This window comes from Labrys neptuniae, from assembly GCF_040797145.1.
GTDB lineage: Bacteria > Pseudomonadota > Alphaproteobacteria > Rhizobiales > Labraceae > Labrys > Labrys neptuniae.
In genome coordinates this window covers 34,521-56,952 of sequence record NZ_JBFNQD010000027.1, presented here as the reverse complement: position 1 = coordinate 56,952, position 22,432 = coordinate 34,521, and the positions used below count along the sequence as shown (strand labels likewise).

The following is a 22,432-nucleotide window of genomic DNA, read 5'->3' as shown; positions in this document are numbered from 1 at the left end:
GGGGCCGGGTTTCTTCAACATGACCCACTGAATCAAAAACTGCTGACTAACGCTACTGGTTTGTCAGCAGTCTGCGCCGGCATCCTGCCGGCTCTTCCTTTCCTGCAAGCGCAGCGGTTCCAAGAGGCCGGCAGGATGCCGGCGGTCCCAGGAAGTCCTAGCCCGCCATGCGCTTTTCACACGCTGCCAGCAGGGTGCAGAGCGCCACGGCGTCGGCGGCCAGCTTCACCTCGGCGAGGCTCGGATAGGTCGGTGCGATACGCAAGGTCCGGTCCTCGGGGTCCTTGCCATAGGGATGCGTGGAACCAGCCGGGGTAAGCGCCAGGCCGGCCGCCTTGGCGAGGGCGACCACGCGGGAGCCCGTGCCCTCCATCACGTCCAGGATGATGAAATAGCCGCCGGCAGGCCTGGTCCAGCGTGCGAAGCCGTGGCTGGCGAGCCGACGCTCGAAAGCCTCCTCCACCGCCGCGAATTTCGGGGCGATCAAGGCGCGGTGCTTTTCCATATGGGCATGAATGCCGTCGAGGTCGCGCAGGAAGCGGACATGGCGCAATTGGTTGAGCTTGTCGGGCCCGATCGTACGCCTGCTCGCATTGTCGAGATACCAGCGCACATTGGCGGGCGAGGCGGCGATGAAGGCGAGGCCCGCACCGGCTATGGTGACCTTCGAGGTCGAGGCGAACACGATCGGCCTGTCGGGATGGCCCGCCGCTGCACAGGCCTCCAGGATGTTGGCAAGATGCGGCCTGGTCTCGCCGAGATGGTGCAGGGCATAGGCATTGTCCCACAGGATGCGGAAGTCGGCGGCACCCGTCTTCATGCGCGCCAGGCGTTCGACCACGGCATCCGAATAGGTTTCGCCGCTCGGATTGGAATATTGCGGCACGCACCAGATCGCCTTGACCTTCGGGTCGGCAGCCAGGCGCTCGACTTCGTCCATGTCGGGGCCTTCGCCGGTGAGCGGCACCGGGATGAGCTTGATGCCGAAGGATTCACTCAGGGCGAAATGCCGATCATAGCCCGGTACCGGGCAGAGGATGGCGATCTCCTCTTCCTTGCTCCATGGCTTCGTTCCCCCGGGGACGCCGCGCAGCAGCGCATAGACATGGACGTCATGCATCAGCGCCAGGCTGGAATTATTGCCGACGATGACCTGGGCGGCGGGTGCGCCGAGCACCGGGGCAAACAGGTTGCGTACCTCGGCCAGGCCCTGTAGGCCGCCATAGTTGCGGGTATCCTCGCCGGCCTCGCTGAGGTGGTCGCGATTGCCGGGCAAAGCGAGCATGCCTTCGGCGAGGTCGAGCTGCTCGGGCGCTGGCTTGCCGCGCGTCATGTCGAGGGAGAGCTTGCGGTCTTTCAAGGCCTCATATTCGCGCGTCAGTTCGCCATGGAGGGCAGCGAGGGCATCGGGGCGCAGTTCGGCCAGGCTCGACATGGCAATTTCCTGTTGAGGACGATGATGAACGTCGCACTACAGCGCAATGGCACCCGAGTCGAGCCTTTGCATCGATGGTCGGCACCAAATCACCGGCCATAGAGATATTGCGGCAGCCAGAGCGTCAGGCCGGGCCACAGATACATCAGCACCATGCAGACGATGACGATCAGCATGTAAGGCATCATGCCGGCGAAGATCTGGTTGATCGTCACATGCGACGGCGCCACGCCCTTGAGATAGAAGGCCGACATCGCGACAGGGGGCGACAGGAAGGCGGCCTGCAGGTTCACGAAGACGATGACGCCCCACAGGATCGGATCGATCTCGAAATGCTTCAGCAACGGCAGGAAGATCGGCACGAAGATGATGATGATCTCGGTCCACTCCAGGGGCCAGCCGAGCAGGAAGATGATGGCCTGCGACAGGATAATGAACTGCAGGGGCGTCAGGTTGAGCGACAGCACCCATTGCTCGATCAGGGCCTGGCCGCCGAGAATGGCGAAGACGGCAGAGAAGACGGCCGAGCCGATGAAGAGCCAGCACACCATCGCCGTGGTCTTGGCGGTGAGGAACACGGCCTCCTTGGTGCGTTTCCAGTTGAGCGTGCGGGCGCTGAAAGCGAGCAGGAAGGCACCGGCCGCCCCCACGGCCGCCGATTCGGTAGCGGTGGTGATGCCGAACAGAATCACCGCCAGCACCAGCACGGTCAGGATGGCGAGGGGCATCACCGATGAGGTGAGCAACTTGATGACCTCGAGCCGTTCCGGCCCCATGGCACGGTAGTAGCGTGCCAGGATCACCGCAGCCATGGCGGCGATGATGCCGAAGGTCACGAAGAAAGCGGTCGCGGGTCCGCCCTGGACCGGGGCGGCCTGGCCACTGGAGTCCGGTGTGCCGAGCGGCTCTGGGCCTCCCAACGGCTCTGGGCCTCCCAACGGCTCTGGGCCTCCCAGCGGTTCGGGCCCGCCGAGCTGTTCGGGCGCCGAGCCCAATTGCTCGAGGCCGGCTGCGGCACTGGCTTCGGTGCCGGCCTGGCCGTGGATGACCACATACCACCACACCAGGGCAAGCGTGCCGGCGACCAAAGCGAGGGGTACCAGCGTGGCCGCGAAATTCTTGAGGATCTGCCAATAGGTCAGCCGGCCGGTTTCGGTGTCCAGGGCCAAGGCGCGCCGGGGCGAGAACAGGGCTCGCAGCAGGCCCGCCGGCATGTTCCGCGTGTAGAGGGCCTGGAAACGCGGCATCCAGGCCGGGACCGGCACCTTGGTCTGGTCAGCCGGCAAGGTCGGGGCGATGCGCGGATTGAGGAGCGCCCAGCCGACGATGTAGATCAGATAGAGGAAGGCGAGGAAGAAGCCTGGAAACATCGCGGCGGCATAGAGCTTGACCACCGACTGGCCGGCGACCGCAGCATAGACGATGATCATCACCGAGGGCGGGATGAGGATGCCGAGCGTGCCGCCGGCGGTGATCACGCCGGAAGCGAGCCTGACGTCGTAGCCAGCGCGCAGCATCGGATTGAGGGCGATCACCCCCATCAGCACCACCACCGCTCCGACCAGGCCGCTGGCAATGCCCCAGAAGGTGCAGACGATCAGCGTCGTCACCGCCAGCGCCGCCGGCAGGCGCCGGAAGGAGAGCTGGATGGAATAGAACATCTTGTCGACCAAGGCACCGCGCTCCATCACATAGCCCATCAGCACGAAGAGCGGGATGGAGATCAGGACGTCATTGGTCATGGCGCCGTAGCTGCGCTGGACCATCAGGTCGAAGACACGGTTGTCCATCCAGTGCTGGGCGGGGTCGTAATAGGCGTAGAAGCCGAAGAAGATGCCGAGGCCCATCAGGGTGAAGGCTGTCGGAAAGCCCATCATGATCACCACCACGATGAGGCCGAGCATGAGAAGGCCGAGTGCGGGATCGCTCATCAGGGTTGCTCCCCGCCCGGTTTCTCTCCGCCCGGTTTTTCTCCGCCCATGCCGCGCTGGCGCGCCGCCTCATCGATGCGCTGCATGGCGGCGATGGCCGCCTCGCGCTCCTTGGCATCGACATATTGGCTGTTCTCGAGCTGTTCGCCGACGACGTCGATCTCGTTGACGTCCTTGAGCCGCTCCGGCCATTGCCCGTTCCTGAGGCACAGAACGCAGCGCGTGATCTCGGCCAGGCCCTGCAGCATGACCAGGGCACCGGCGATCGGGATCACCGTCTTGAAGTGATAGATCGGCGGCCCGTCGGCGGTGACGCTCGAATGCTCGCCGATGCGCCAGGACGCGGCGGCATAGTCATAGCCGGCGTAGACCAGGGCCGCGATGCCGGGCAGGAAGAAGACGAGATAGAGCATGAGGTCGAAGCTCGCCTGGGTGCGCGGGCGCATGGAGCTGTAGAGGAAGTCGCCGCGGACATGGGCGTTCTGCGCCAGGGCATAAGCGCCGGCCAGCATGAACAACGAGCCGTAAAGCATATTGCTGGCGTCATAAATCCAGGCGGTCGGCTGGTTCAGGATGTACCGCTTGAAGACCTCGGCGCACACCAGCAGCATCAGGGCGATGATCAGCCAGGCCGCTGCCTTGCCGACCCAGGTGCTGATTGCGTCGATCCCGTGAAGTAAACGCTGAGTATGCATGCGACTGTCCGGCCGGAGGGGAAGCGGAGGAGCCGATGCGGCTTGGCTGCCGCGTCGATGAACGGGGACCGGTCGACGGTACAGGTGCTTGGCGTAATGGCGAAAGCAATTGCGCGACCTTTCGACCGCCATTACGAAAAGCCTGGATGCCCGGGTCAAGCCCGGGCATGACTAAGGCAGGCGCCTCGATCCCTGAGAGCCGCGCCAGGCATGTGCCCGCAGAAGCGTCAGATCTTCTTTGCGGCGCCATTGGCCCCGAAATAGTGATCGAAGGCCATGCGCCGATTGACCACCGTGTCCTGCTCCCAGCGCGCGGCGCGCTTGGCGAAGGCGATCTGGGAATCCAGGATCTCCTTGAACAGGGGATTGTCGGCCGCCTTCTTCTTCACCACCTCGTCATAGACTTCGAGCTGCTTCTTCAGAAGCGCTTCGGGCGTCTTGTAGAACTTGACGCCGTTCTTGGACTGCAACTCGGCATAATCCTGGGAATAGCGGTCGATCGCTTTCCACTGCATGTCCTGGGAGGCGGCCTCCGTGGCATTGGCGATGATGGCCTTCAGCTTGTCGGGCAGGGCGTCATATTTGGTCTTGTTGAAAAGGATTTCGAACTGCTCGGCATTCTGGTGATAGCTCTGCAGCATGCACACCTTCGAGACGTCGGCGAAGCCCAGGGCACGATCGGAGGAGGCATTGTTGAATTCGGCGGCGTCGAGCAGGCCGCGGTCCATCGCCGAGACGATCTCGCCGCCGGGCAAGGCATTCACGGCCGCGCCCATGCCGGAGAACACGTCGATGGAGATGCCGACGGTGCGGAATTTCAGGCCGCTGAGATCCTCCGGCTTGCCGACAGGCTTCTTGAACCAGCCGAGCGGCTGCGTCGGCATGGCGCCATAGGGCAGGGAGACGACATTGGCGCCGATCGAGGCATAGAGTTTTTCGAGCAGCTCCTTGCCACCACCATATTTATGCCATGCCATCAGCATGTTGGCGTCCATGCCGAAAGCAGGACCTGAGCCCCACAGGGCCAAGGCGGTCTGCTTGCCGTAGTGATAGACCATCACGCCATGGCCGCCGTCGAGCGTTCCCTTCGACACGGCGTCCAGCAGGCCGAAAGCCGGAACCACGGCGCCAGCCGGCAAGACCTCGATCTTGAGTTCGCCGCCAGTCATGTCATTGACCTTCTTGGCGTAGTCCTGGGCGAATTCGTGAAAGATATCCTTGGCCGGCCACGTGCTCTGCCAGCGCATGCTGGTAGGGGTCTGCGCCCGCGCGATGGATGGGGCCGCAATGGCGACGGCCGCGACGGCAGCGGCCTCGCCGAGGAATTTACGGCGGGACGATTGTCCTTCGCCGGTCGTCCGAATCTTGGTCATACGATCCTCCCTGGATGCAGGCCTTCGAAAGATCCGGATAGTCGGATGCGTTCATTGTTGTCGTTTTGAACGGCTCTCCATTCCGAATACGCGCCGACGGATGGGAGCCCGGCGCCAAAGGCTTGCTCAGACTATTGCACGACGATTTGTCGTCGCCAACTGGAGCTCACGTCTCGACAGGGCGATGATTTCATGTGGACGAATGCAACTGTGCTCCGTAGACCGCCAATTCCGGAAGGTTGGACATCACCGCTACCAGCAAAGGCGCTTCGATGTGGCGGATTACAAATTGTTAATCTTCGCATATGGCGTCGGACGTTGCGGAAGCAGATGGTGAGCCGGATAGTTCTCGCAGGGCTCCCAGGGTTTCCTTGAGCCCGCGATGCAGGGGTTTGTCGCGCCGGACGATGATGGCGAGCACGCGCGACAGGGGCGGGGAGAGCGGCTGTACGGTCAAGGCGCCGGAGGCCGCGTCGCCGCGAACGGCGATGCCGGGCAGGATCGAGCAGCCGAGGCCCGCCCTTACCAGTTCCTTGATCGCTTCGACGCTGCCGAGCGACATCACGGGACGCGGTGACAGGCCGGCTTGCGCGAACCATTCATCGGTGAGGCGCCGCGTATTGCCGCCGGGTTCGAACAGCAGTAGCGGCAATTCGGCGAGGGTGACAGGAGAAGCTGGCACAGGCAGTTGGGTCTGCGGCGGCGCGATGACCATGAAAGGGTCCTCCAGGACCGGCTCGAGCTCGAGCGAGCGGCTCGAGACGGGCATGGTAACCAAGGCAAGGTCGAGCCTGTTGTCCTCGACTGCACGGGCGATCTCGCCGGTATTGCCGGTGGTGATGACGATCTCCAGTCGGGGATGACGTCGCCGCAGGCGCTGGAGCAGGGCCGGCAGCAGGAAGATGCAGGCTGTCGCGCCGGTGCCGATGCGCACCGTCCCCATCACCCCTTCGCTCTGGCGAGCCACCGCTTCGAGCGCGGCCTGCACGGCGGCATCGATGCGGGCGGCATGCAGCAGCAATTCCGTGCCGGCTGCTGTCGGCCTCGCCTTGCGGCCGACGCGTTCGATCAGCATCGTACCGAGGCGCCGCTCCAACTGGCGGACCTGCAGGCTGACGGCGGGTTGCGTCAGGCTCAGCCGATCGGCTGCCGCCGAGAAACTGCCGAGTTCGACGACATCGGCGAAGGTTTTGAGGTGATCGAGGTTGAGCCGGTCCATATCGAAGTCGTTCTCATGCCAAAGATTTTCTTATACTTAGCATGATTTTCCAAAGCTTCCTTTATCCGAGGCGGAGGAAGACAATACGGCAGGTTTCACGAGCCGGAGAGAAGATAGGATGGCAAGATGCCTGTCGCTTCAGGCAGCGTGCGTAGCAGCCGTCCGGGAAGGCGGGCGCTATCTCGCTTTGTCTCCCCGGTCACGCCTGCATCAGCGGGCCGCTCTGCGCGAGCTCGACGATCGACTGCTTGCGGATATCGGCCTTACCAGACTGGAAGCGCTGGTTGGGCTGCCGGTGGCGGGGAGGGGCGATCCTGCTATGAAGAAATGCAATCAGGCGACGGCAATGACAGCGAATCGAATGGATCCAACCGCCAATGCAGCGGCCGTTCTCGTGCGGGACGCCCGTGAGAAGGACATGACAGCGGTGCAGCCAATCTATGCCCGCCACGTCTTGCAGGGGCTGGCAAGCTTCGAGGAGGTGCCGCCGAGCCTAGAGGAGTTGGTTGCGCGCCGCCATGGCGTCCTGGCCCAGGGACTGCCTTATCTCGTGGCCGAGATGGAGGGGCGCGTGGTCGGCTACAGCTACGCCACGGCCTACAGGCCGCGGCCGGCTTATCGCTACACCGTCGAGGATTCCGTCTATGTCGCCCCGGACATGGGCGGGCGGGGCATTGGCCGCCTCCTGCTCGAGGAACTGATCGCCCGCTGTGAGGCTGGCCCCTGGCGCCAGATGCTGGCCGTGATCGGCAATAGCGGCAATGCCGGATCGATTGCCTTGCACCGGCGCCTGGGGTTTTCGGAGGTGGGAGTCTTGACGTCGGTCGGCTTCAAGTTCGGGCGCTGGGTCGATACCGTGCTGATGCAGCGTCCGCTCGGAATCGGGAACGGCGGGTTACCCTTCGACGGCGAGGCCAGGCGGTGATTCCCCGCCACACCGTGCTCTGCCTCGGCCTGTTCCAGTTCGTGGCCTGGGGCGCGACCTATTATCTGGTCGGCGGCTTTGGTGAGCGGATGGCAGCCGACCTTGGCTGGTCGCGCGACATCGTCTATGGCGGCTTCGCCCTCGCTTTGTTGGTGATGGGGCTGGTTTCGCCGCTGTGCGGACGGCTGATCGATCGGCATGGCGGTCGCGGCATGATGGCGACCGGATCGGTGCTCGCATCCTTGGCCTGTGTCGGGCTCGCCTTCAGCCATTCTCTGCCGGCCTACTTCGCCGCCTGGCTCGTCCTGGGCGTTGCCATGCGCTTGACGCTCTATGATGCCGCCTTTGCCGCTCTGGCGCGGGCCGGTGGAGCCGAGGCGCGCCGGGCGATGGCGCAGATCACGCTGCCGGGCGGGTTGTCTTCTACTGCCTTCTGGCCATTGGGGACGGCGCTGGCCGACAGCCTAGGCTGGCGAGGAGCCGTGCTCGTCTATGCCGGCCTGATGCTGGCGACGGTGCCGCTTGCCTTGACACTGCCTGCTGTCCGGCGCCCTGTTGGGCCGGTGCCCGATGTCGACACGTCCCGGCAGAGGGCTGACCGGCCTGGTTCGGAGCTCCTGCTCGCCGGTGTGCTCTACGCGCTGATCACCACGATCATGAATTTTCTGAATGCCGGCATGTCCTCCCACATGATCGCCATCCTGGCGGGGCTCGGCCTCGCTCAGGCCTCGGCGGTCTGGGTCGCCACCCTGCGGGGCATCGGCCAGTCCTGCGCCAGGCTGGCCGAGATCCTGTTTGGCACGCGCCTGCATCCGCTCGCGCTCAATCTGCTTGCATGCTCCCTGCTGCCGCTTTCCTTCGCCGCCGGATTTGCCGGTGGCTATTCACTCACGGCGGCCATGCTGTTCGCACTCGGCTATGGCGCCGGCAACGGCCTCGCAACGATCACACGCGGCACGGTCCCGCTCGTCCTGTTCGATCATCGCGCCTATGGGGCCGTCACCGGACGCCTTCTCGCCCCCAGCTTCGTCGTCTCGGCCGGGGCGCCGGTCATCTATGCCCGCGCGATCGACTGGTGGGGTCCCGAGGGAGCGCTTGCTTTCTCGCTGGCGCTGGCCGCCGTCACTCTGGCTGCAGCTCTCCTGCTCAAGTTGCGTTTTGCGCCGGCGAGCGCCGGTTCCTGTGGAATTTCCCCGGGGAATGGCCGAGCACGGTGAAATCCGGGCGATATCGCTGTATGGAACAAGGCGCGGCAGGTTCCAACAAGAGCCGCGGGAAGCGCCCTTCATGAAGCATATCCTGGCCGAACTCGACACGCGCCGCACCCAGGCCCTGCTGGGCGGCGGCGAAAAGCGCATTGCCGCGCAGCACGCCAAGGGCAAACTCACCGCACGCGAACGCCTGGAACTGTTGCTCGATGCTGGCTCCTTCGAGGAATTCGATGCCTTCGTCGAGCACCGCGCCGTCGATTTCGGCATGGATCGCACCCACATCGCCGGCGATGGCGTCGTCACCGGCTGGGGCACGGTGAATGGCCGCAAAGTCTTCGTCTTCGCCAAGGATTTCACGGTGTTCGGCGGCTCGCTGTCGGAGACCCACGCCAACAAGATCAACAAGATCCAGGACATGGCGCTGAAGAATCGGGCGCCGATCATCGGCCTGTTCGATGCCGGCGGTGCCCGCATCCAGGAAGGCGTGGCAGCGCTGGGAGGCTATGGCGAGGTCTTCCGGCGCAACGTGCTGGCCTCCGGCGTGATCCCGCAGATTTCGCTGATCATGGGGCCTTGCGCGGGCGGGGACGTCTATTCGCCGGCCATGACCGACTTCATCTTCATGGTGAAGGACACCAGCTACATGTTCGTCACTGGCCCCGACGTCACCAAGACGGTCACCAACGAGACGGTGACGGCCGAGGAACTCGGCGGCGCATCCGTGCATGCCGTACGCTCCTCCGTAGCGGATGGCGCCTATGAGAACGATGTCGAGGCCCTGCTGCAGATGCGCCGGCTCATCGATTTCCTGCCGGCCAACAATTGCGAGGGACCGCCGGAGATCCCGTCCTTCGACGATATCGAACGGCTCGAGCCTTCGCTCGACACGCTGGTGCCGGACAATCCCAACAAGCCCTATGACATGAAGGAACTCGTCACCAAGCTGGCGGACGAGGGGGACTTCTTCGAGATCCAGTCGACGTTCGCACGCAACATCATCACGGGCTTTGCGCGCATTGCGGGGCGCACCATCGGCATCGTCGCCAACCAGCCGATGGTGCTGGCCGGCGTGCTCGATTCCGATGCCAGCCGCAAGGGCGCGCGCTTCGTGCGCTTCTGCAACGCCTTCGAGATCCCGATCGTCACCCTTGTCGATGTTCCCGGCTTCCTGCCCGGCACAGCGCAGGAATATGGCGGCCTGATCAAGCATGGCGCCAAGCTGCTGTTCGCCTATTCGCAGGCTACGGTACCGCTGGTGACGGTGATCACCCGCAAGGCCTATGGCGGTGCCTATGACGTCATGGCCTCCAAACATGTCGGGGCCGACGTCAACTATGCCTGGCCGACGGCCCAGATCGCGGTAATGGGGGCCAAGGGCGCCGTGGAGATCATCTTCCGCCAGGACATGGATGACCCGGAAAAGATCGCCAAGCACGTCAAGGGCTACGAAGATCGATTCCTCTCGCCCTTCGTCGCCGCGGAGCGCGGCTATATCGACGAAGTGGTCCAGCCGTCCCAGACACGCAAGCGCGTGGCACGGGCCCTTGCCATGCTGCGTAACAAGCATGTCGAGGCTCCCCGCAAGAAGCACGACAACATCCCGCTATAGTGAGGCGGCCCTATCGGTTATTCTGCCTGCCGTAGGGGAAAATGACAAAACATGGTGAATCCCGCGCGCAGCGTTTCCTGCAGGCCTGCCCTGCGAAGCGCGCCTCGCAGGGCAGGCCTGCGGCAGTGGCATGGCTGAACCCTGAAAAGGGTTTGATATCAGATAGATATCGGGTGTAACGGATCGGCCTCTTTACATCGGCTCTATCGTCGAGCCCTTGGTGGCCGCCAAGCCAGAAGCTGTGAATGATCGGATTTCGGCCCGACATTGCCACAGGATTGTGGCGAACCGCACATTCTTTGGCCATGTGCGGCCCTTAGGGTGAGACTCATTAACGCCACTTTGAGTGGTCCAGGCTCAAATTGGCATCATGAGGCGCCGCGAGTTTGGCGCAAACCAAGGCAAGGCACGACACTATGGTGACGTCACCTATCGCAACTCTGATTCAACCCGCCCTGGAGCGCGGTTCGATCGAGGATTCCGAAGTCCAGCAAATGCGTCAGCGTTGGCAGGACGGCGTGCAGCTCCAGGCCGCCGATGCCGACGCACTCTTTGCGCTTCAGGGCGTACTGGCCGGGCGCAACAAGGGTTTCAACGCCCTCTTTGAGGAAATGCTGACGGCTTTCGTCCTGGATCGCAACGAGCCAAAGGGCAGTATTTCCAAGGAGCAAGGAGCCTGGGTGCTTTCGATGCTCGATGGCGGCGAGGGACTGGTGGCCAATGCCGCCGAGCTCGGCTTGCTGATCCACTTGGTCGAACAGGCCGACAGCGTACCGGATGATCTCGCCAGCTTCGCATTGCACCAGATCCAGCATGCCGCGATGACGGGCGAGGGACCGGCCGCCAAGGGCCGCATCCATTTCTCCCGCGTGATCGATACGCAGGACATCGCCAACATGGCCCGCCTCTTCCAGGTCGAGAAGGGCGCCAAGCGTCGTATCGTCTCGCGCCAGGAAGCCGAGATGCTGTTCGACATGGCCGAAGGCTGCAACAGCGAGGACCCGGCCTGGGACGGGCTGTTTGCCGAGACCATTCAGGCCCATCTGCTGGCGACCAACCAGCCGAGCAATACGGGCGGCCGTTCGCTGGCTACGCCCGTCGTTCTGGCCGATCGCGATAGTGCCTGGCTGAACCGGCGCATCCAGCACGATGGTCGGGTGAGCCGCGCCGAGCGGGCCCTGCTGGCCCTGGTCGACCCGCGCCAGATGGCAGCGACCAACAATTGGGAGCAGTCGATCAGCCAGATGATCTGATTGGCTCGATCCACTCGAATCCATCTCATCGAATGCCGGCCCTTGGGCCGGCATTCTGCTTTTTCGGCAAGGTGTTGGCTGCCATGGATGAATCTCGGCATCAGCCTGTTCATCCCAAATCTTATCGCCTCGTCTTATCTGCCCGCCAATTTGCGCAGGGCGGCGCGCGCCTGCTCGTTGAAGCTTGAAGTGATCGGGCCGTCATAATAGCCCCGGGCCTTGAGCTTGAGCAGCATCTCGGAATGGAAGCGTGGCGACCAGGCCTTGGCGTTAGTCAGCAGCTCGTTGAGTTCGAACTCGGAACCGCGCTCCAGGGCCTTGAAGGCATAGTCGGCGGCTTCCATCGGATTCTTCGCCGTGCCCCGTCCGTTGTTGTAGTAGGAGGCGAGGCTGGCCAGGCTGTTGGTGTCACCGAGATCGGCAGCCTTCTGGTACCAGCGCAGGGCCTCGGCATAGTCCCGCTTCACGCCCTTGCCGCCTTCGTAGAGCAGGGCGATGTTGGCATGGCTTTCCACGTCGCCGCGGTCGGCGCCCTGGCGATACCAGCGCATGGCCTCGGTATAGTCCCGGGATACACCGAGCCCGAGTTCGTAGAGATAGCCGATACTCACATAGGAATTGGCATAGCCGCCATCGGCGGCCTTGCGGAACCAGCGCAAGGCTTCGGCATAATCGCGCGGTACGCCGCTGCCCTCGCGATAGAGGAAGGCGAGATTGTGTGCCGCGGCAAGGCTGCCGGCGGCGAAGGCCTGCTGATAGGTGGCGAAGGCCTCGGCGTGGCGCTTGGCGGCATCGAGGGCGCGCCCATACTGGAAGAGCAGCCGCCTGGTGCCGGGATATTGATGCAGGGCATCGTTGCAGGCCGCGACGGCCCGGGCGGCATCGATCTGCCCGAACAGCACGCCGGCACCGACCCGGTCCGGATCCAGCGGGCCGGCGGCCAGCCTGTCGCATTCGGTTTCAGGCGGTGGAACTGCCGGTCTCACCGGGGTGACGGCTGCCGCCTGCTTCTGGCCGGCGGCGGGATCCGACGCCGTCTGCGGGACGACAGGAGGCGCCGTCTTTGTCGTCGCCGGCACCGACAGCTCCTTGATGCGTTTGTCGGCCAGTTCGCCGAAGAAGGTGTTGGCGTAGCGCTTGCGGAAAGTCTCGAGTTCACCGACATCCGTGCTGCCCCGCAGCGCTGGCCAGACCTGTGCAGCCTCGCCGAAGAGCGCGTCCATTGCGGGAGAAGCACCGGCCGAGGCCGGTGCTTCCATCAGGGACAGGACGCCACCGCCGAGCGATCCGTTGACGAAAGGCTGCTGCTGGTTCCCGGTATCGGACATGACATCGTCGCGCACATTACCGAGCATGATGCGGACATCGATGCCGGGTTCGACGATGCGCTTGATCAGCGAGGCAGTGAAGGGACTGTTCAGACCGTCGCCGTCGGCGGCCACGGTGCCGGCGGCGGCTGAATAGGCAATCAGGGTGTTCGTGCCGGCTGGCTCGACGCGAGCCAGACCGCGCGAGACTGCCCGATTGGCGTTGCTGCGGCTCATGCGTGGCAGAAAGGGATTGTTGCGGCAGGCATCCAGGATCACCAGCTTGAGGCGAGAGGCTCCTTCGATCGAGCGCAGAACCCTGTCGAGGGTCACGGCTTCGTCCTCGACGTCCCGGTCGGAGGCGAGGCGGGCGTCCACCGGCAGGAGATAATTGACGCCGTTGAGTTCCATGCCGTGGCCTGAATAATAGATCACCGCCACGTCCGCCGTGGTGGCCTGCGTTTCGAAGGCTCGCAAAGCCTGCACCATGCCCTGGCGGGGCAGATCGTTTTCAGGCTGGATGATGGTGAAGCCGGCCTGGCTCAATGCTGCCTTCATGCCGCTGACGTCATTGGGCGGATTGGTCAGCATCTCGGCATTCTGATAGCGGGCATTGCCGATCAGCAGGGCAACGCGCTTGTCGGCATGGGCCACGCCGGCTGAGCCCCACAGGCCGACGAATATCGCGACCGACAGCACGGCCCTGATATGGACGATCCTCATGCGCATGTGGTCCCCACCACCCCTGAAGCCAGTCCGGATCTTAGCAAAGGGGCAGGGGGCGTAAAGCGAGGAGGGAACAGCGTTGTGGCGGGAATCCCCAGAGGCCCCGCGATCAGCGGTGCACGCCGTCTGAATCTCCCCGCGGGCTTATTGCGTGCGGCCGCAATCTATGAGACGCCCTAGAGAAGGGCAGCGGGCCCAAAAAGGCATTCTGGGTGATTGCTGGCATGTTTTCCAAAGTCCTGATCGCCAACCGTGGGGAAATCGCCTGCCGCATCATCAAGACGGCACGGCGGATGGGCATCGCCACGGTTGCCGTCTATTCCGATGCCGATCGCGACGCCCTGCATGTCGAGATGGCCGATGAAGCCGTCCATATCGGCCCGCCACCCGCCGCCCAATCCTATCTCCAGATCGAGAAGATCATCGAGGCCTGCCGCAAGACCGGCGCCGACGCGGTGCATCCCGGCTATGGCTTCCTGTCGGAGCGGGAGGCCTTCGCCACGGCACTCAAGGAAGCCGGCATCATCTTCGTCGGTCCCAATCCGCATGCCATCGCTGCGATGGGGGACAAGATCGAATCCAAGAAGGCGGCTGCAGCAGCGGGCGTTTCCACCGTGCCGGGGCATCTCGGCATCATCGAGGATGGCCGGGCCGCCATCCGCATCGCCGAGGAGATCGGGTATCCGGTGATGATCAAGGCCTCTGCTGGTGGTGGCGGCAAGGGCATGCGCATCGCCTACTCGTCGGCCGAAGTCGAAGAAGGTTTCCGCCTGGCGCGTTCGGAGGCCAAGGCGAGCTTCGGCGACGACCGCGTCTTCATCGAAAAATTCATCGTCGAGCCGCGCCATATCGAGATCCAGGTGCTCGGCGACAAGCATGGCAACGTCATCCATCTTGGCGAGCGCGAATGCTCGATCCAGCGCCGCAACCAGAAGGTGATCGAGGAAGCACCCTCGCCATTGCTGGACGCCGAGACGCGGTCCTTGATGGGGGCCCAGGCCGTCGCGCTCGCCAAGGCGGTCAATTATGATTCCGCCGGCACCGTGGAATTCGTGGCCGGGCAGGACAAGAGCTTCTACTTCCTGGAGATGAACACCCGCCTTCAGGTCGAGCATCCCGTGACCGAACTGGTGACCGGCATCGATCTCGTCGAGCAGATGTTTCGGGTTGCCGCCGGTGAAAAACTGGCCTTGAAGCAGTCCGATATCAAGCTGTCGGGCTGGGCGGTGGAATCGCGCGTTTATGCCGAGGATCCCCTGCGCAATTTCCTGCCCTCGATCGGCCGGCTGACCCAGTATCGCCCGCCGGCCGAGCGGCGCGAGAAGGGCGTTACGGTGCGTAACGACACCGGCGTGTTCGAGGGGGGCGAGATCTCGCTCCACTACGACCCGATGATTGCCAAGCTTTGCACCCATGCTCCGACGCGCGCCGGTGCGATCGCCGCCATGTCGGACGCGCTCGACAGCTTTGCCATTGAAGGCATCCGCCACAATATTCCTTTCCTTGCGGCTCTCATGCAGCACGAGCGCTGGCAGGAGGGGCGGTTGTCGACCGCCTTCATCGCCGAGGAATTTCCGGGCGGCTTTTCGGTCAGCCCGCCCCAGGGTGCAGTCGCCGACCGGTTGGCGGCGGTCGCGACCGCGATCGACCATATCCAAAACCAGCGCAAGCGCGGCATCAGCGGGCAGATGGTCGGCAAGCCGGTGGTGTTCGAGCGCCGTCGCGTGGCTGTTCTCGGCGATACCTCTTTCACCGTCGAGGTCGACGAAGCGCGCGGAGAGATGCAGGTGACCTTCCTCTCGCCGGAGGGAGCGCCGGAACGCCTGGTGACTCTGACCTCCGATTGGAAGCCCGGACAGCCGGTATGGTCGGGCCGCATCCATGGCGAGCCGGTATCCATGCTGGTCCACGCCATTGCCAACGGCGTGGTGCTGGCCCATCGCGGCGCCGCCGCCGACATTCGCATCTACACCCAGCGCGAAGCCGAGCTCGCCCGCCTGATGCCGGTCAAGAGCAGCGCGGCACTCACGACTGCCTTGCTGTGTCCGATGCCCGGGCTGGTCCGGGCCATCGAGGTCACGGAGGGGCAGGAGGTCAAGGCCGGGGAGGCGCTCTGCGTCGTCGAGGCGATGAAGATGGAGAACGTCCTGCGTGCCGAGCGTGACGCGACCGTCAAGAAGATCCGCGTCAAGCCGGGCGATACGCTGGCCGTCGATGCGGTGATCATGGATTTCGCCTGAGAGTCAGGTCGTCGAATTGCAAGGGGAGTGGGTTTGAGCGTCTGGGACCAGTTCTTCAGCTGGGGCGCGCTCCCCGGCCATATCGCCTATGCCATCATCGCCATCTCCTACCTCCTGACCAACATCTTCTGGCTGAGGCTTGCTGCGGTAGTCGGCATCGCTCTGGAGGTTGTCTATTTCCTGTTCAGCGGTTCGGCCGTCTGGCCCTCGATCGCCTGGGACAGCGCCTTCATCCTGATCAATTTGGTACAGCTCGGCATTCTCCTGCGCGACCGTCTCAGCCTGAAGCTCTCGGCCGACGAACAGGCCTTCATCAAGCCGATCGTCGGAGACCTCGACAAGGCGCAGATCGCCCAGCTTCTGCGGACAGCGGAATGGCGCACTCTGGAGCCTGGCTCGGTAGTGACCACCGAGGCCGATCCGGTGCATGAGCTCACTTTCATCTGTGAAGGGCAGACGGAAGTGCGTGTACGCGACCAGCTCGTTGCCCATGTCGGCGCCGGGGCCTTCGTCGGGGACGTGTCCTTTGCTACCGGCGTGCCGGCGACCGCCACGGTGGTCACGGAAAATGCCGTGCGGGTGCTGGCTTTCGACCAAGACAAGCTCAAGGCACTGTGCAAACGGGATGAGCAGATCGCACATGCCCTCTACCGGCGGATAGGCGGCGGCCTGGCCGACAAGATGCGGGTGGCAACCGGCCGGCTCTGAAGCATTTTGCGATCCGGCCGAATCAAAACTTCGAAACACGACGTTAACCCGCGGATGTTACAAGCATATCCAGCTTGGGTTCATCGCGTTGTCAGGACAATGCTGTCAGTCGTCATCCTGCGTTTGCTGCTTTCACCGTCCGGCGCGATCGATCGCGTTGCCTTCACCACCGGTGTGGTGCTGCTGGCTGCGCTCGCCGTCGGGGGGCATCATGCCCTGCAGGGCTGGAGCGGTCCTTATGGCCTGGGCTCCTTTACGTTTGTGGCTGCCATCGCCTGGTCCGCCATCTGTCTCTCACGCAAGCGCCTCCATGATTTCGGCTGGTCCGGTCTGGTAATTCCAGCTTTTCTGGGTCTTTATCTGCTGGCGGTCGCCATTGCGATCTTCGTTCTCGACCGGGGGGCCTTGGCGTCCTGGCAGCAGGCCCTGGCGACATTCAGCTTGTTCAGCGGTCCCATGGTCGGCTGGCTGATCGCATTGGCGATCATTCCCGGAAGCGGGCTCGCCTCCAGCACGAGAACGAGCTGGTAGCCGCAAGGTCAGCTCCGGCCCGGAGCAAAGCCCGCACAAGCGTGAACGCTTATTTGGCTCCAACTCCTTGTTCCCAAGCCAATCCAAAGGATTGGCTAAGGCGTCTTTGCAATTCCTGGTGATTCACCAAACCGCAAAATATTTTAGGCGCATGATCCCAGTGCCTTGGCGGCATTTCCCGAATCGGTTTCGGCACGCGGCAGGTGCGTCTGCCCGAAGATCGGCTCGAAGGTCTGGCGCAAGGCAAGATCGACATCCTCCAGCGTCACCGGCAGGCCGAGATCGACCAGGCTGGTCACGCCATGGTCGCGGACGCCGCAGGGAACGATGCCGGAGAAATGCTCGAGATCGGGCTCCACATTGATGGCGATGCCGTGGAAGGAGACCCAGCGCTTGAGGCGGATGCCGATAGCCGCGATCTTGTCTTCGGCCCCTTCGCCGCGCTCCGGGCGCCTCACCCAGACGCCGACCCGGTCCTCGCGGCGCTCGCCTCGCACGTGAAAGGACCAGAGCGTTTCGATCAACCAGGCCTCCAGTGCCGTCACCAACCGCCTGACGTCCTGCCGGCGGCGCTTGAGATCGAGCATGACATAGGCCACGCGCTGGCCGGGACCGTGATAGGTATATTGCCCGCCGCGCCCGGTCTGGTGCACCGGGAAACGATCGGGAGCAACCAGATCCTCTCGCCGGGCCGAGGTGCCGGCGGTGTAGAGGGGCGGGTGTTCGAGCAGCCAGACGCATTCGTCGGCCGTCCCGTCCGCGATCGCTGTTGCCCTGGCCTCCATGGCCGCAATGGTTTGCTCATAGGGGCTGAGGCCCGCAATCACCTGCCACTCCACCGGCGGAGAATCGCGTCCGGGCAGGAAACTGTGGTCGAGGGCATTGCGGCTGGTCACTGGATCGGTTCCAATCGGGGAAACAAGCCCTTCATATCGGCGGATTTCGAGGCTTCGACAAGGGCTTGCATGCTAAGTGAAGGAAAAGCGTGAATTGCCCTTGCTGCCCTGTGATCGATCTGTTAGACGATGCGCCGCTTCACATGGCAGCGCGTTCTTCGAGCCGGCCCTGTGCAGCAACCGCGGTCATGGCGGAATTGGTAGACGCGCTACCTTGAGGTGGTAGTTGGGAGACCAGTGGAGGTTCGAGTCCTCTTGACCGCACCAAATTCGAGCTTGGCTCCAAAGGCGATCCGGAAACGGATCGCCTTTTTGGTTTGTCGATAGCTATTGCGACAATGGGCGCCGCACCTTGCCGACCGGTCTGCCCTGGCCCGCGAGGATGCGCTCGGTCTGGGAGAACCAGCCAGCGGGAGCCGGTGTCGTTTCGAGCGCGCCGGGGCCGGGCACCATATGCACGATCCGGAATCCGCGCATCTTCAACTCCTGCAGAAATTGCGGCAGCATGGCCACGGTGCGGGGTTGGATGTCGTGCAGAAGCACAATGCCGCCCTTGTTCTTCTCGAGCCGCCCCAGAACCAGCTTGAGCTCCTCCTGAGGCGTCTCAGGTTCCCAATCGCTGGCCCACAGATCGGCCCCGAACACCACCATGTCCAGCGAGGCGAGCCATTGGTCGAGGGCAGGGCTGTCGGCGAAGCCCGGAAAGCGGAAGAAGGGCTGGTGCGGGCGCTCGCTGGCTGCGCCCCATACCGCCTTGTCGACGGCACGATAGCCGCTCACGATATCGGCGCGAGCCCGCTCGAATGGCAGGCGCCGCAGCACTGGGTGAGTCATCGAATGATAGGCGACCGTATGTCCTTCCTTTGCGACCCTGGCGGCCAGGGCGGGAGCAGCAGCGGCGTTGCGGCCGATCATGAAGAAGGTGGCCTTCACGCATTGGCTTGAAAGAGCATCCAGGATCTTTTCCGTGCGCCCTGGCATCGGCCCGTCGTCGAAGGTCAGTACCACCTCTCCAGGGGCCAGCCGCAGGGTCTGGGGATAGGTCTTGAAACCCACTGCGCCGCCGCCGACGGTGCCGACGGGCAGCGTACGGGACACGCCCAGGGCCTCGGGCGGGCAGCCGGCGAGGCTGGGTGCAGTCAGGGCGCAGGCGAGGGCGGCAGCTAGGGCCAGGACTTTCATGATAGGATTTGACCGGTAATGGGGGATGATTCGCCTGATAGGCGTGTTTTCGGGCCGAGTCTTCAAAGATTTTTGTCGACAGTGAGGAGCGGTTAAGCTTCTCTCTCTACCCTGTGTTCCAGTCGTTGAAGTGCCGGATGTAACGGCCATTCATAATGGGTTTCACAATGCGATCGCTGTCGTGCTTCATGCGCCATGGGCTCATCGCAGCAGGTGTGCTGGTTCTCAGTGCCTGCTCGACCGTTCAGCAAGCCTATCCCGAGGCGAACAGGTTTCCGGTGCACGGCATTGATGTCTCGAAATATCAGGGTGTCATCGACTGGAATGCTGCCGCTCGCGGAGGCGTACGCTTCGCCTATCTGAAGGCGACGGAAGGCGGCGATCGCGTCGACGACAAGTTCAAGGCCAATTGGGAAGGAGCCCGCGCCGCGGGCATACCGACCGGTGCCTATCATTTCTATTATTTCTGCCGGCCGGTGGAGGACCAGGTCGCCTGGTTCAAGACCCATGTGCCGCCGGCAAGCGATGCCCTGCCGCCGGTTCTCGACATGGAGTGGAACCACCTCTCGCCGACCTGCAAGCTGCGTCCGCCTGCCCAGAAGATCCATGCCGACATGGCAGTGTTCCTGCGCGAGATGGAGCGCTTCTATGGCAAGAAGCCGATCATCTACACCACTGTGGACTTCCACCGCGAAATCCTGACCGGCGAACTGGAGAGCTATCCCTTCTGGGTGCGCTCGGTGAAGGGCCATCCTTCCGGGCGCTACGGCAAGCGTTCCTGGGCCTTCTGGCAATATACCGCCACCGGTTCGGTGCCCGGCGTCCAGGGGCAGGTCGACCGCAACGCCTTTGCCGGTTCCGAGCAGCAATGGCAGGACTTCCTGGCCCAGAACGTCGCCACCGGCAGTATCGCCGCCAATTGAGCTTCAATACCGTTGAAAGCGCCGGTGACGCCTCGCCTCAGTCGATCCGCACCGGTCCGAGCCGGTAGACGCCCTTGAAATCGTCGGGATCGGCTGGCGCACCCTTGCGATAGATCACCAGCCGGCCTTCCTTGGCCAGGCGCACGACGATGCGGCGAAGCGGCTGCATCAACGGTCCCCACTGATCGGCGGCCTTGCCCGCGATTTCTTGCGCGATGTCGGCGGGCGCCATCGTCTTGCCGGCCGGCAGGGCTGCGATCAGACGCAGTGCCGTCTGTTCCAGGAGGTCCTTGTCTACCATTGAACTCGCGATCTGGATGGGGAGAGCGGCTAGTGCCCGCCATGAAAATGTAGAGCGGTTTCCATTCCTTGAAACGAAAACCGCTCTCTGCATTTGAAACGCAGACCCCGTTTCACTTGGAGGTCGTTTCTTGCTTAGGGCGACCTTGTTCAGCAGCCGGTTGTACCCGGCGGGCAATCATGGACCGGGCCGGCGCCTGCTGGCGCGCTGGGGGCCGGCGATGGGCTTTCGACCCGAGGCGCGCTGGGTGTTGGCGAGGGGCTCCCGATTCGAGGGGCCGGGGCTGACCAGCCAGGACGAGACAAGCCGGGAGTGCCACCGACGTTGGAGGTGACCGGTGGCCTTGAACCGGGAGGGGCATTCCGCCAGCTGAAATCGCCACCCGGAGCCGGGCCGGGCCCGGGGCCTGTACCCGCACCTGGCTCTCCTGGATTTGGCCGGCCGGGGCGCGCTCTGCCAGGATAACGATCGCGGCGGTCGCGACGGTGATCGCCATAGTAGCCGCCGCCATAATAACCAGGATCGCTGTAATAGGGCCGATCGGAACCACCGCCTCCCGGTACGGCGCAACTGGCCAGGGGAAGGGTGAGCAGGCCGGCAAGCAAGACCATCTTCTTCATGGGCACGACTCTCAGATACATTGCAGTTCGTGGATGGGACAATGAAGGCGCTGCCGCCGGCTTGCAACCGGATGTTTGGCAACCGGGTCGTCAAACTGCAGGCCCCTACGGCATGTTGACGGAGGCAAATCTCCGTTTGCGTGCCCGCGCAGGAGGCGGCATGGTGCGGCCCGTGTTGGAGTGCACCCCTTGAAACTGATCATCGGCAACAAGAATTATTCCTCCTGGTCCATGCGTCCGTGGCTGGCGGCAAAGTCGGCCGGCATGCACTTCGAGGAGCAGATCATCTGGCTGCGCCATCCCGAAACCTCGGCGATGATCAAGGCGACCTCGGCGGCCGGCAAGGTGCCGATCCTGATCCATGGCGACATTATGGTGCACGAATCCATCGCCATCCTCGAATATCTGGCCGAGATCGCCCCACAGCTCTGGCCTGAGGATCGCGAGAGCCGGGCTCACGCCCGTGCCATCAGCGCCGAGATCCATGCCGGTTTCCTGCCTCTGCGCCGCAATTGCCCGATGAACATCAAGCGCCGGCCCAAGGCCATCGCTCTCGATGACGAGACCCTGGCGAGTGTGGAAAGGGTGGTCGATCTCATCATCGATTGCCGAACGCGTTTCGGCGGCGGTGGCGATTTCCTGTTCGGTGCGCATTTCAACAATGCCGATGCGATGTGGGCACCGGTGGTGAACCGCTTGCACGCCTACGACATCAAGGTGCCGGCCGCTGTACGCCGCTACATGGACGCGGTGATGGCAACGCCGATGTGGCGGGAGTGGGAAGCGGCAGCCCTCGAGGAAACCGAAACGATCGTCGATATTGATTCAGTGTGATGAGCCTCAACCTGATCAAGCTATGTGTCGGCGCCGAATCGATCGCCGACCTCGAGGAATGGATCGCCCTGCGCCTGCGCCTGGCGGGTGAACAGATCCACACCACGCGCATGATGCCGAAGAACCGCGAGGCGATTCTCGACGGCGGCTCGCTCTATTGGGTGATCAAGGGCATTGTCTCGTGCCGCCAGCGCATCACGGATTTGCGCGCGCGCCGTGACGAGGACGGCATCTCGCGTTGCGACATCGTGCTCGATCCGGCGGTCGTCGCCGTCGATCCCCGCCCGCGCGGTCCGTTCCAGGGCTGGCGCTATCTCAGCGCGGCCGATGCGCCGCCCGATCTCGCCATGGCCGGCTCGGCTGACGCCGACCTGCCCATCGAGCTCCAGCGCGAGTTGCGCACCATCGGCCTCGTGTAGCTCTCGGGCCGTCCAGGACGGCTGCGAGAATGCTGCAAGGCGCGTTCACGCTATAGTCACACTCCATGCGTCATTATGGCACGCAATCGCCGGG

19 protein-coding genes, 1 tRNA gene and 1 pseudogene are annotated in these 22,432 nt (G+C 63.7%); 12 read left to right on the top strand and 9 right to left on the bottom strand.

Features of this window, described 5'->3' with window-relative positions; genetic code table 11:
• Window positions 1–157: 157 nt before the first annotated feature.
• The 5 genes from ABXS05_RS33280 to ABXS05_RS33260 all read right to left on the bottom strand — a co-directional run bounded on the left by ABXS05_RS33280 (window position 158) and on the right by ABXS05_RS33260 (window position 6,653).
• On the bottom strand, window positions 158–1,435 hold the full coding sequence (locus tag ABXS05_RS33280) for an aspartate aminotransferase type Ic (RefSeq protein WP_367626852.1): 1,278 nt from the start codon (window positions 1,433–1,435) through the stop codon (window positions 158–160).
• A gap of 89 nt (window positions 1,436–1,524) precedes the next feature.
• On the bottom strand, window positions 1,525–3,366 hold the full coding sequence (locus ABXS05_RS33275) for a TRAP transporter large permease (RefSeq protein WP_367626851.1): 1,842 nt from the start codon (window positions 3,364–3,366) through the stop codon (window positions 1,525–1,527).
• Window positions 3,366–4,061 carry a TRAP transporter small permease subunit gene (locus tag ABXS05_RS33270; RefSeq protein ID WP_367626850.1) on the bottom strand — a complete coding sequence of 232 codons (696 nt, stop codon included), beginning with the start codon at window positions 4,059–4,061 and terminating at the stop codon, window positions 3,366–3,368. Before ABXS05_RS33270 ends, ABXS05_RS33275 begins: the two co-directional genes overlap by 1 nt.
• Window positions 4,062–4,288: 227 nt before the next feature.
• Entirely contained in the window at window positions 4,289–5,434 is a 1,146-nt protein-coding gene (locus tag ABXS05_RS33265; protein WP_376717642.1) for a TRAP transporter substrate-binding protein, read from the bottom strand.
• A gap of 292 nt (window positions 5,435–5,726) precedes the next feature.
• Window positions 5,727–6,653: a LysR family transcriptional regulator gene (locus ABXS05_RS33260; RefSeq protein ID WP_367626849.1), complete on the bottom strand. Its 927-nt coding sequence runs from the start codon at window positions 6,651–6,653 to the stop codon at window positions 5,727–5,729.
• A gap of 118 nt (window positions 6,654–6,771) precedes the next feature.
• Here ABXS05_RS33260 and ABXS05_RS33255 point away from each other — a divergent pair.
• The 5 genes and pseudogenes from ABXS05_RS33255 to ABXS05_RS33235 form a co-directional block, all read left to right on the top strand.
• Window positions 6,772–6,897, top strand: a pseudogene (locus ABXS05_RS33255) (hypothetical protein); the annotation flags it as partial.
• Window positions 6,898–6,999: 102 nt separating this feature from the next.
• Window positions 7,000–7,578, top strand: coding sequence for a GNAT family N-acetyltransferase (locus tag ABXS05_RS33250; RefSeq protein WP_367626855.1), 579 nt, complete (start codon window positions 7,000–7,002; stop codon window positions 7,576–7,578).
• Window positions 7,575–8,795 carry an MFS transporter gene (locus ABXS05_RS33245; protein WP_367626848.1) on the top strand — a complete coding sequence of 407 codons (1,221 nt, stop codon included), beginning with the start codon at window positions 7,575–7,577 and terminating at the stop codon, window positions 8,793–8,795. The genes ABXS05_RS33250 and ABXS05_RS33245 overlap by 4 nt, the downstream gene beginning before the upstream one ends.
• Window positions 8,796–8,865: 70 nt before the next feature.
• Window positions 8,866–10,398 carry an acyl-CoA carboxylase subunit beta gene (locus ABXS05_RS33240; RefSeq protein ID WP_311934480.1) on the top strand — a complete coding sequence of 511 codons (1,533 nt, stop codon included), beginning with the start codon at window positions 8,866–8,868 and terminating at the stop codon, window positions 10,396–10,398.
• Between the two features lie 416 nt (window positions 10,399–10,814).
• The gene (locus ABXS05_RS33235) at window positions 10,815–11,651 is read left to right on the top strand and encodes a hypothetical protein (protein WP_311938623.1); all 837 of its coding nucleotides are present in this window, start codon (window positions 10,815–10,817) and stop codon (window positions 11,649–11,651) included.
• A 134-nt stretch (window positions 11,652–11,785) separates the two neighbouring features.
• Here ABXS05_RS33235 and ABXS05_RS33230 read toward each other — a convergent pair whose 3' ends face one another.
• Window positions 11,786–13,687 (bottom strand): caspase family protein, encoded by a 1,902-nt coding sequence (locus ABXS05_RS33230; RefSeq protein ID WP_367626847.1) that lies wholly within the window; start codon window positions 13,685–13,687, stop codon window positions 11,786–11,788.
• 221 nt (window positions 13,688–13,908) lie between these two features.
• Here ABXS05_RS33230 and ABXS05_RS33225 point away from each other — a divergent pair, with 221 nt between their 5' ends.
• From ABXS05_RS33225 to ABXS05_RS33215, 3 genes are all read left to right on the top strand, one after another.
• Window positions 13,909–15,924, top strand: a complete 2,016-nt coding sequence (locus ABXS05_RS33225; protein ID WP_367626846.1) for an acetyl-CoA carboxylase biotin carboxylase subunit — start codon at window positions 13,909–13,911, stop codon at window positions 15,922–15,924.
• A gap of 33 nt (window positions 15,925–15,957) precedes the next feature.
• The gene (locus tag ABXS05_RS33220; RefSeq protein ID WP_311938629.1) at window positions 15,958–16,632 is read left to right on the top strand and encodes a Crp/Fnr family transcriptional regulator; all 675 of its coding nucleotides are present in this window, start codon (window positions 15,958–15,960) and stop codon (window positions 16,630–16,632) included.
• Window positions 16,633–16,731: 99 nt separating this feature from the next.
• The gene (locus ABXS05_RS33215) at window positions 16,732–17,163 is read left to right on the top strand and encodes a DUF805 domain-containing protein (RefSeq protein WP_311938631.1); all 432 of its coding nucleotides are present in this window, start codon (window positions 16,732–16,734) and stop codon (window positions 17,161–17,163) included.
• Window positions 17,164–17,306: 143 nt separating this feature from the next.
• On the opposite strand, the gene lipB is transcribed toward ABXS05_RS33215, so the two are convergent.
• Entirely contained in the window at window positions 17,307–18,059 is a 753-nt protein-coding gene (gene lipB, locus ABXS05_RS33210; RefSeq protein WP_367626845.1) for a lipoyl(octanoyl) transferase LipB, read from the bottom strand.
• A 182-nt stretch (window positions 18,060–18,241) separates the two neighbouring features.
• Between lipB and ABXS05_RS33205 the strand changes: the two genes are divergently transcribed.
• Window positions 18,242–18,326 (top strand) — tRNA-Leu (locus ABXS05_RS33205).
• Between the two features lie 60 nt (window positions 18,327–18,386).
• Here ABXS05_RS33205 and ABXS05_RS33200 read toward each other — a convergent pair.
• Window positions 18,387–19,241, bottom strand: a complete 855-nt coding sequence (locus tag ABXS05_RS33200) for a polysaccharide deacetylase family protein (protein ID WP_367626844.1) — start codon at window positions 19,239–19,241, stop codon at window positions 18,387–18,389.
• A gap of 167 nt (window positions 19,242–19,408) precedes the next feature.
• On the opposite strand from ABXS05_RS33200, the gene ABXS05_RS33195 reads away from it, so the two are divergent.
• Window positions 19,409–20,164 (top strand): glycoside hydrolase family 25 protein, encoded by a 756-nt coding sequence (locus ABXS05_RS33195; RefSeq protein WP_311938637.1) that lies wholly within the window; start codon window positions 19,409–19,411, stop codon window positions 20,162–20,164.
• A gap of 37 nt (window positions 20,165–20,201) precedes the next feature.
• Here the strand turns inward: ABXS05_RS33195 and ABXS05_RS33190 are convergent, their stop codons facing one another.
• Window positions 20,202–20,465, bottom strand: a complete 264-nt coding sequence (locus ABXS05_RS33190; RefSeq protein ID WP_367626843.1) for a DUF3253 domain-containing protein — start codon at window positions 20,463–20,465, stop codon at window positions 20,202–20,204.
• An 809-nt stretch (window positions 20,466–21,274) separates the two neighbouring features.
• Between ABXS05_RS33190 and ABXS05_RS33185 the strand changes: the two genes are divergently transcribed.
• Together ABXS05_RS33185 and ABXS05_RS33180 are read left to right on the top strand one after the other, a co-directional pair.
• Complete coding sequence (locus ABXS05_RS33185; protein WP_367626842.1) at window positions 21,275–21,919, top strand: glutathione S-transferase; 645 nt, start codon at window positions 21,275–21,277, stop codon at window positions 21,917–21,919.
• Entirely contained in the window at window positions 21,919–22,338 is a 420-nt protein-coding gene (locus ABXS05_RS33180) for a DUF1489 family protein (protein ID WP_367626841.1), read from the top strand. Before ABXS05_RS33185 ends, ABXS05_RS33180 begins: the two co-directional genes overlap by 1 nt.
• Window positions 22,339–22,432 lie beyond the last annotated feature (94 nt).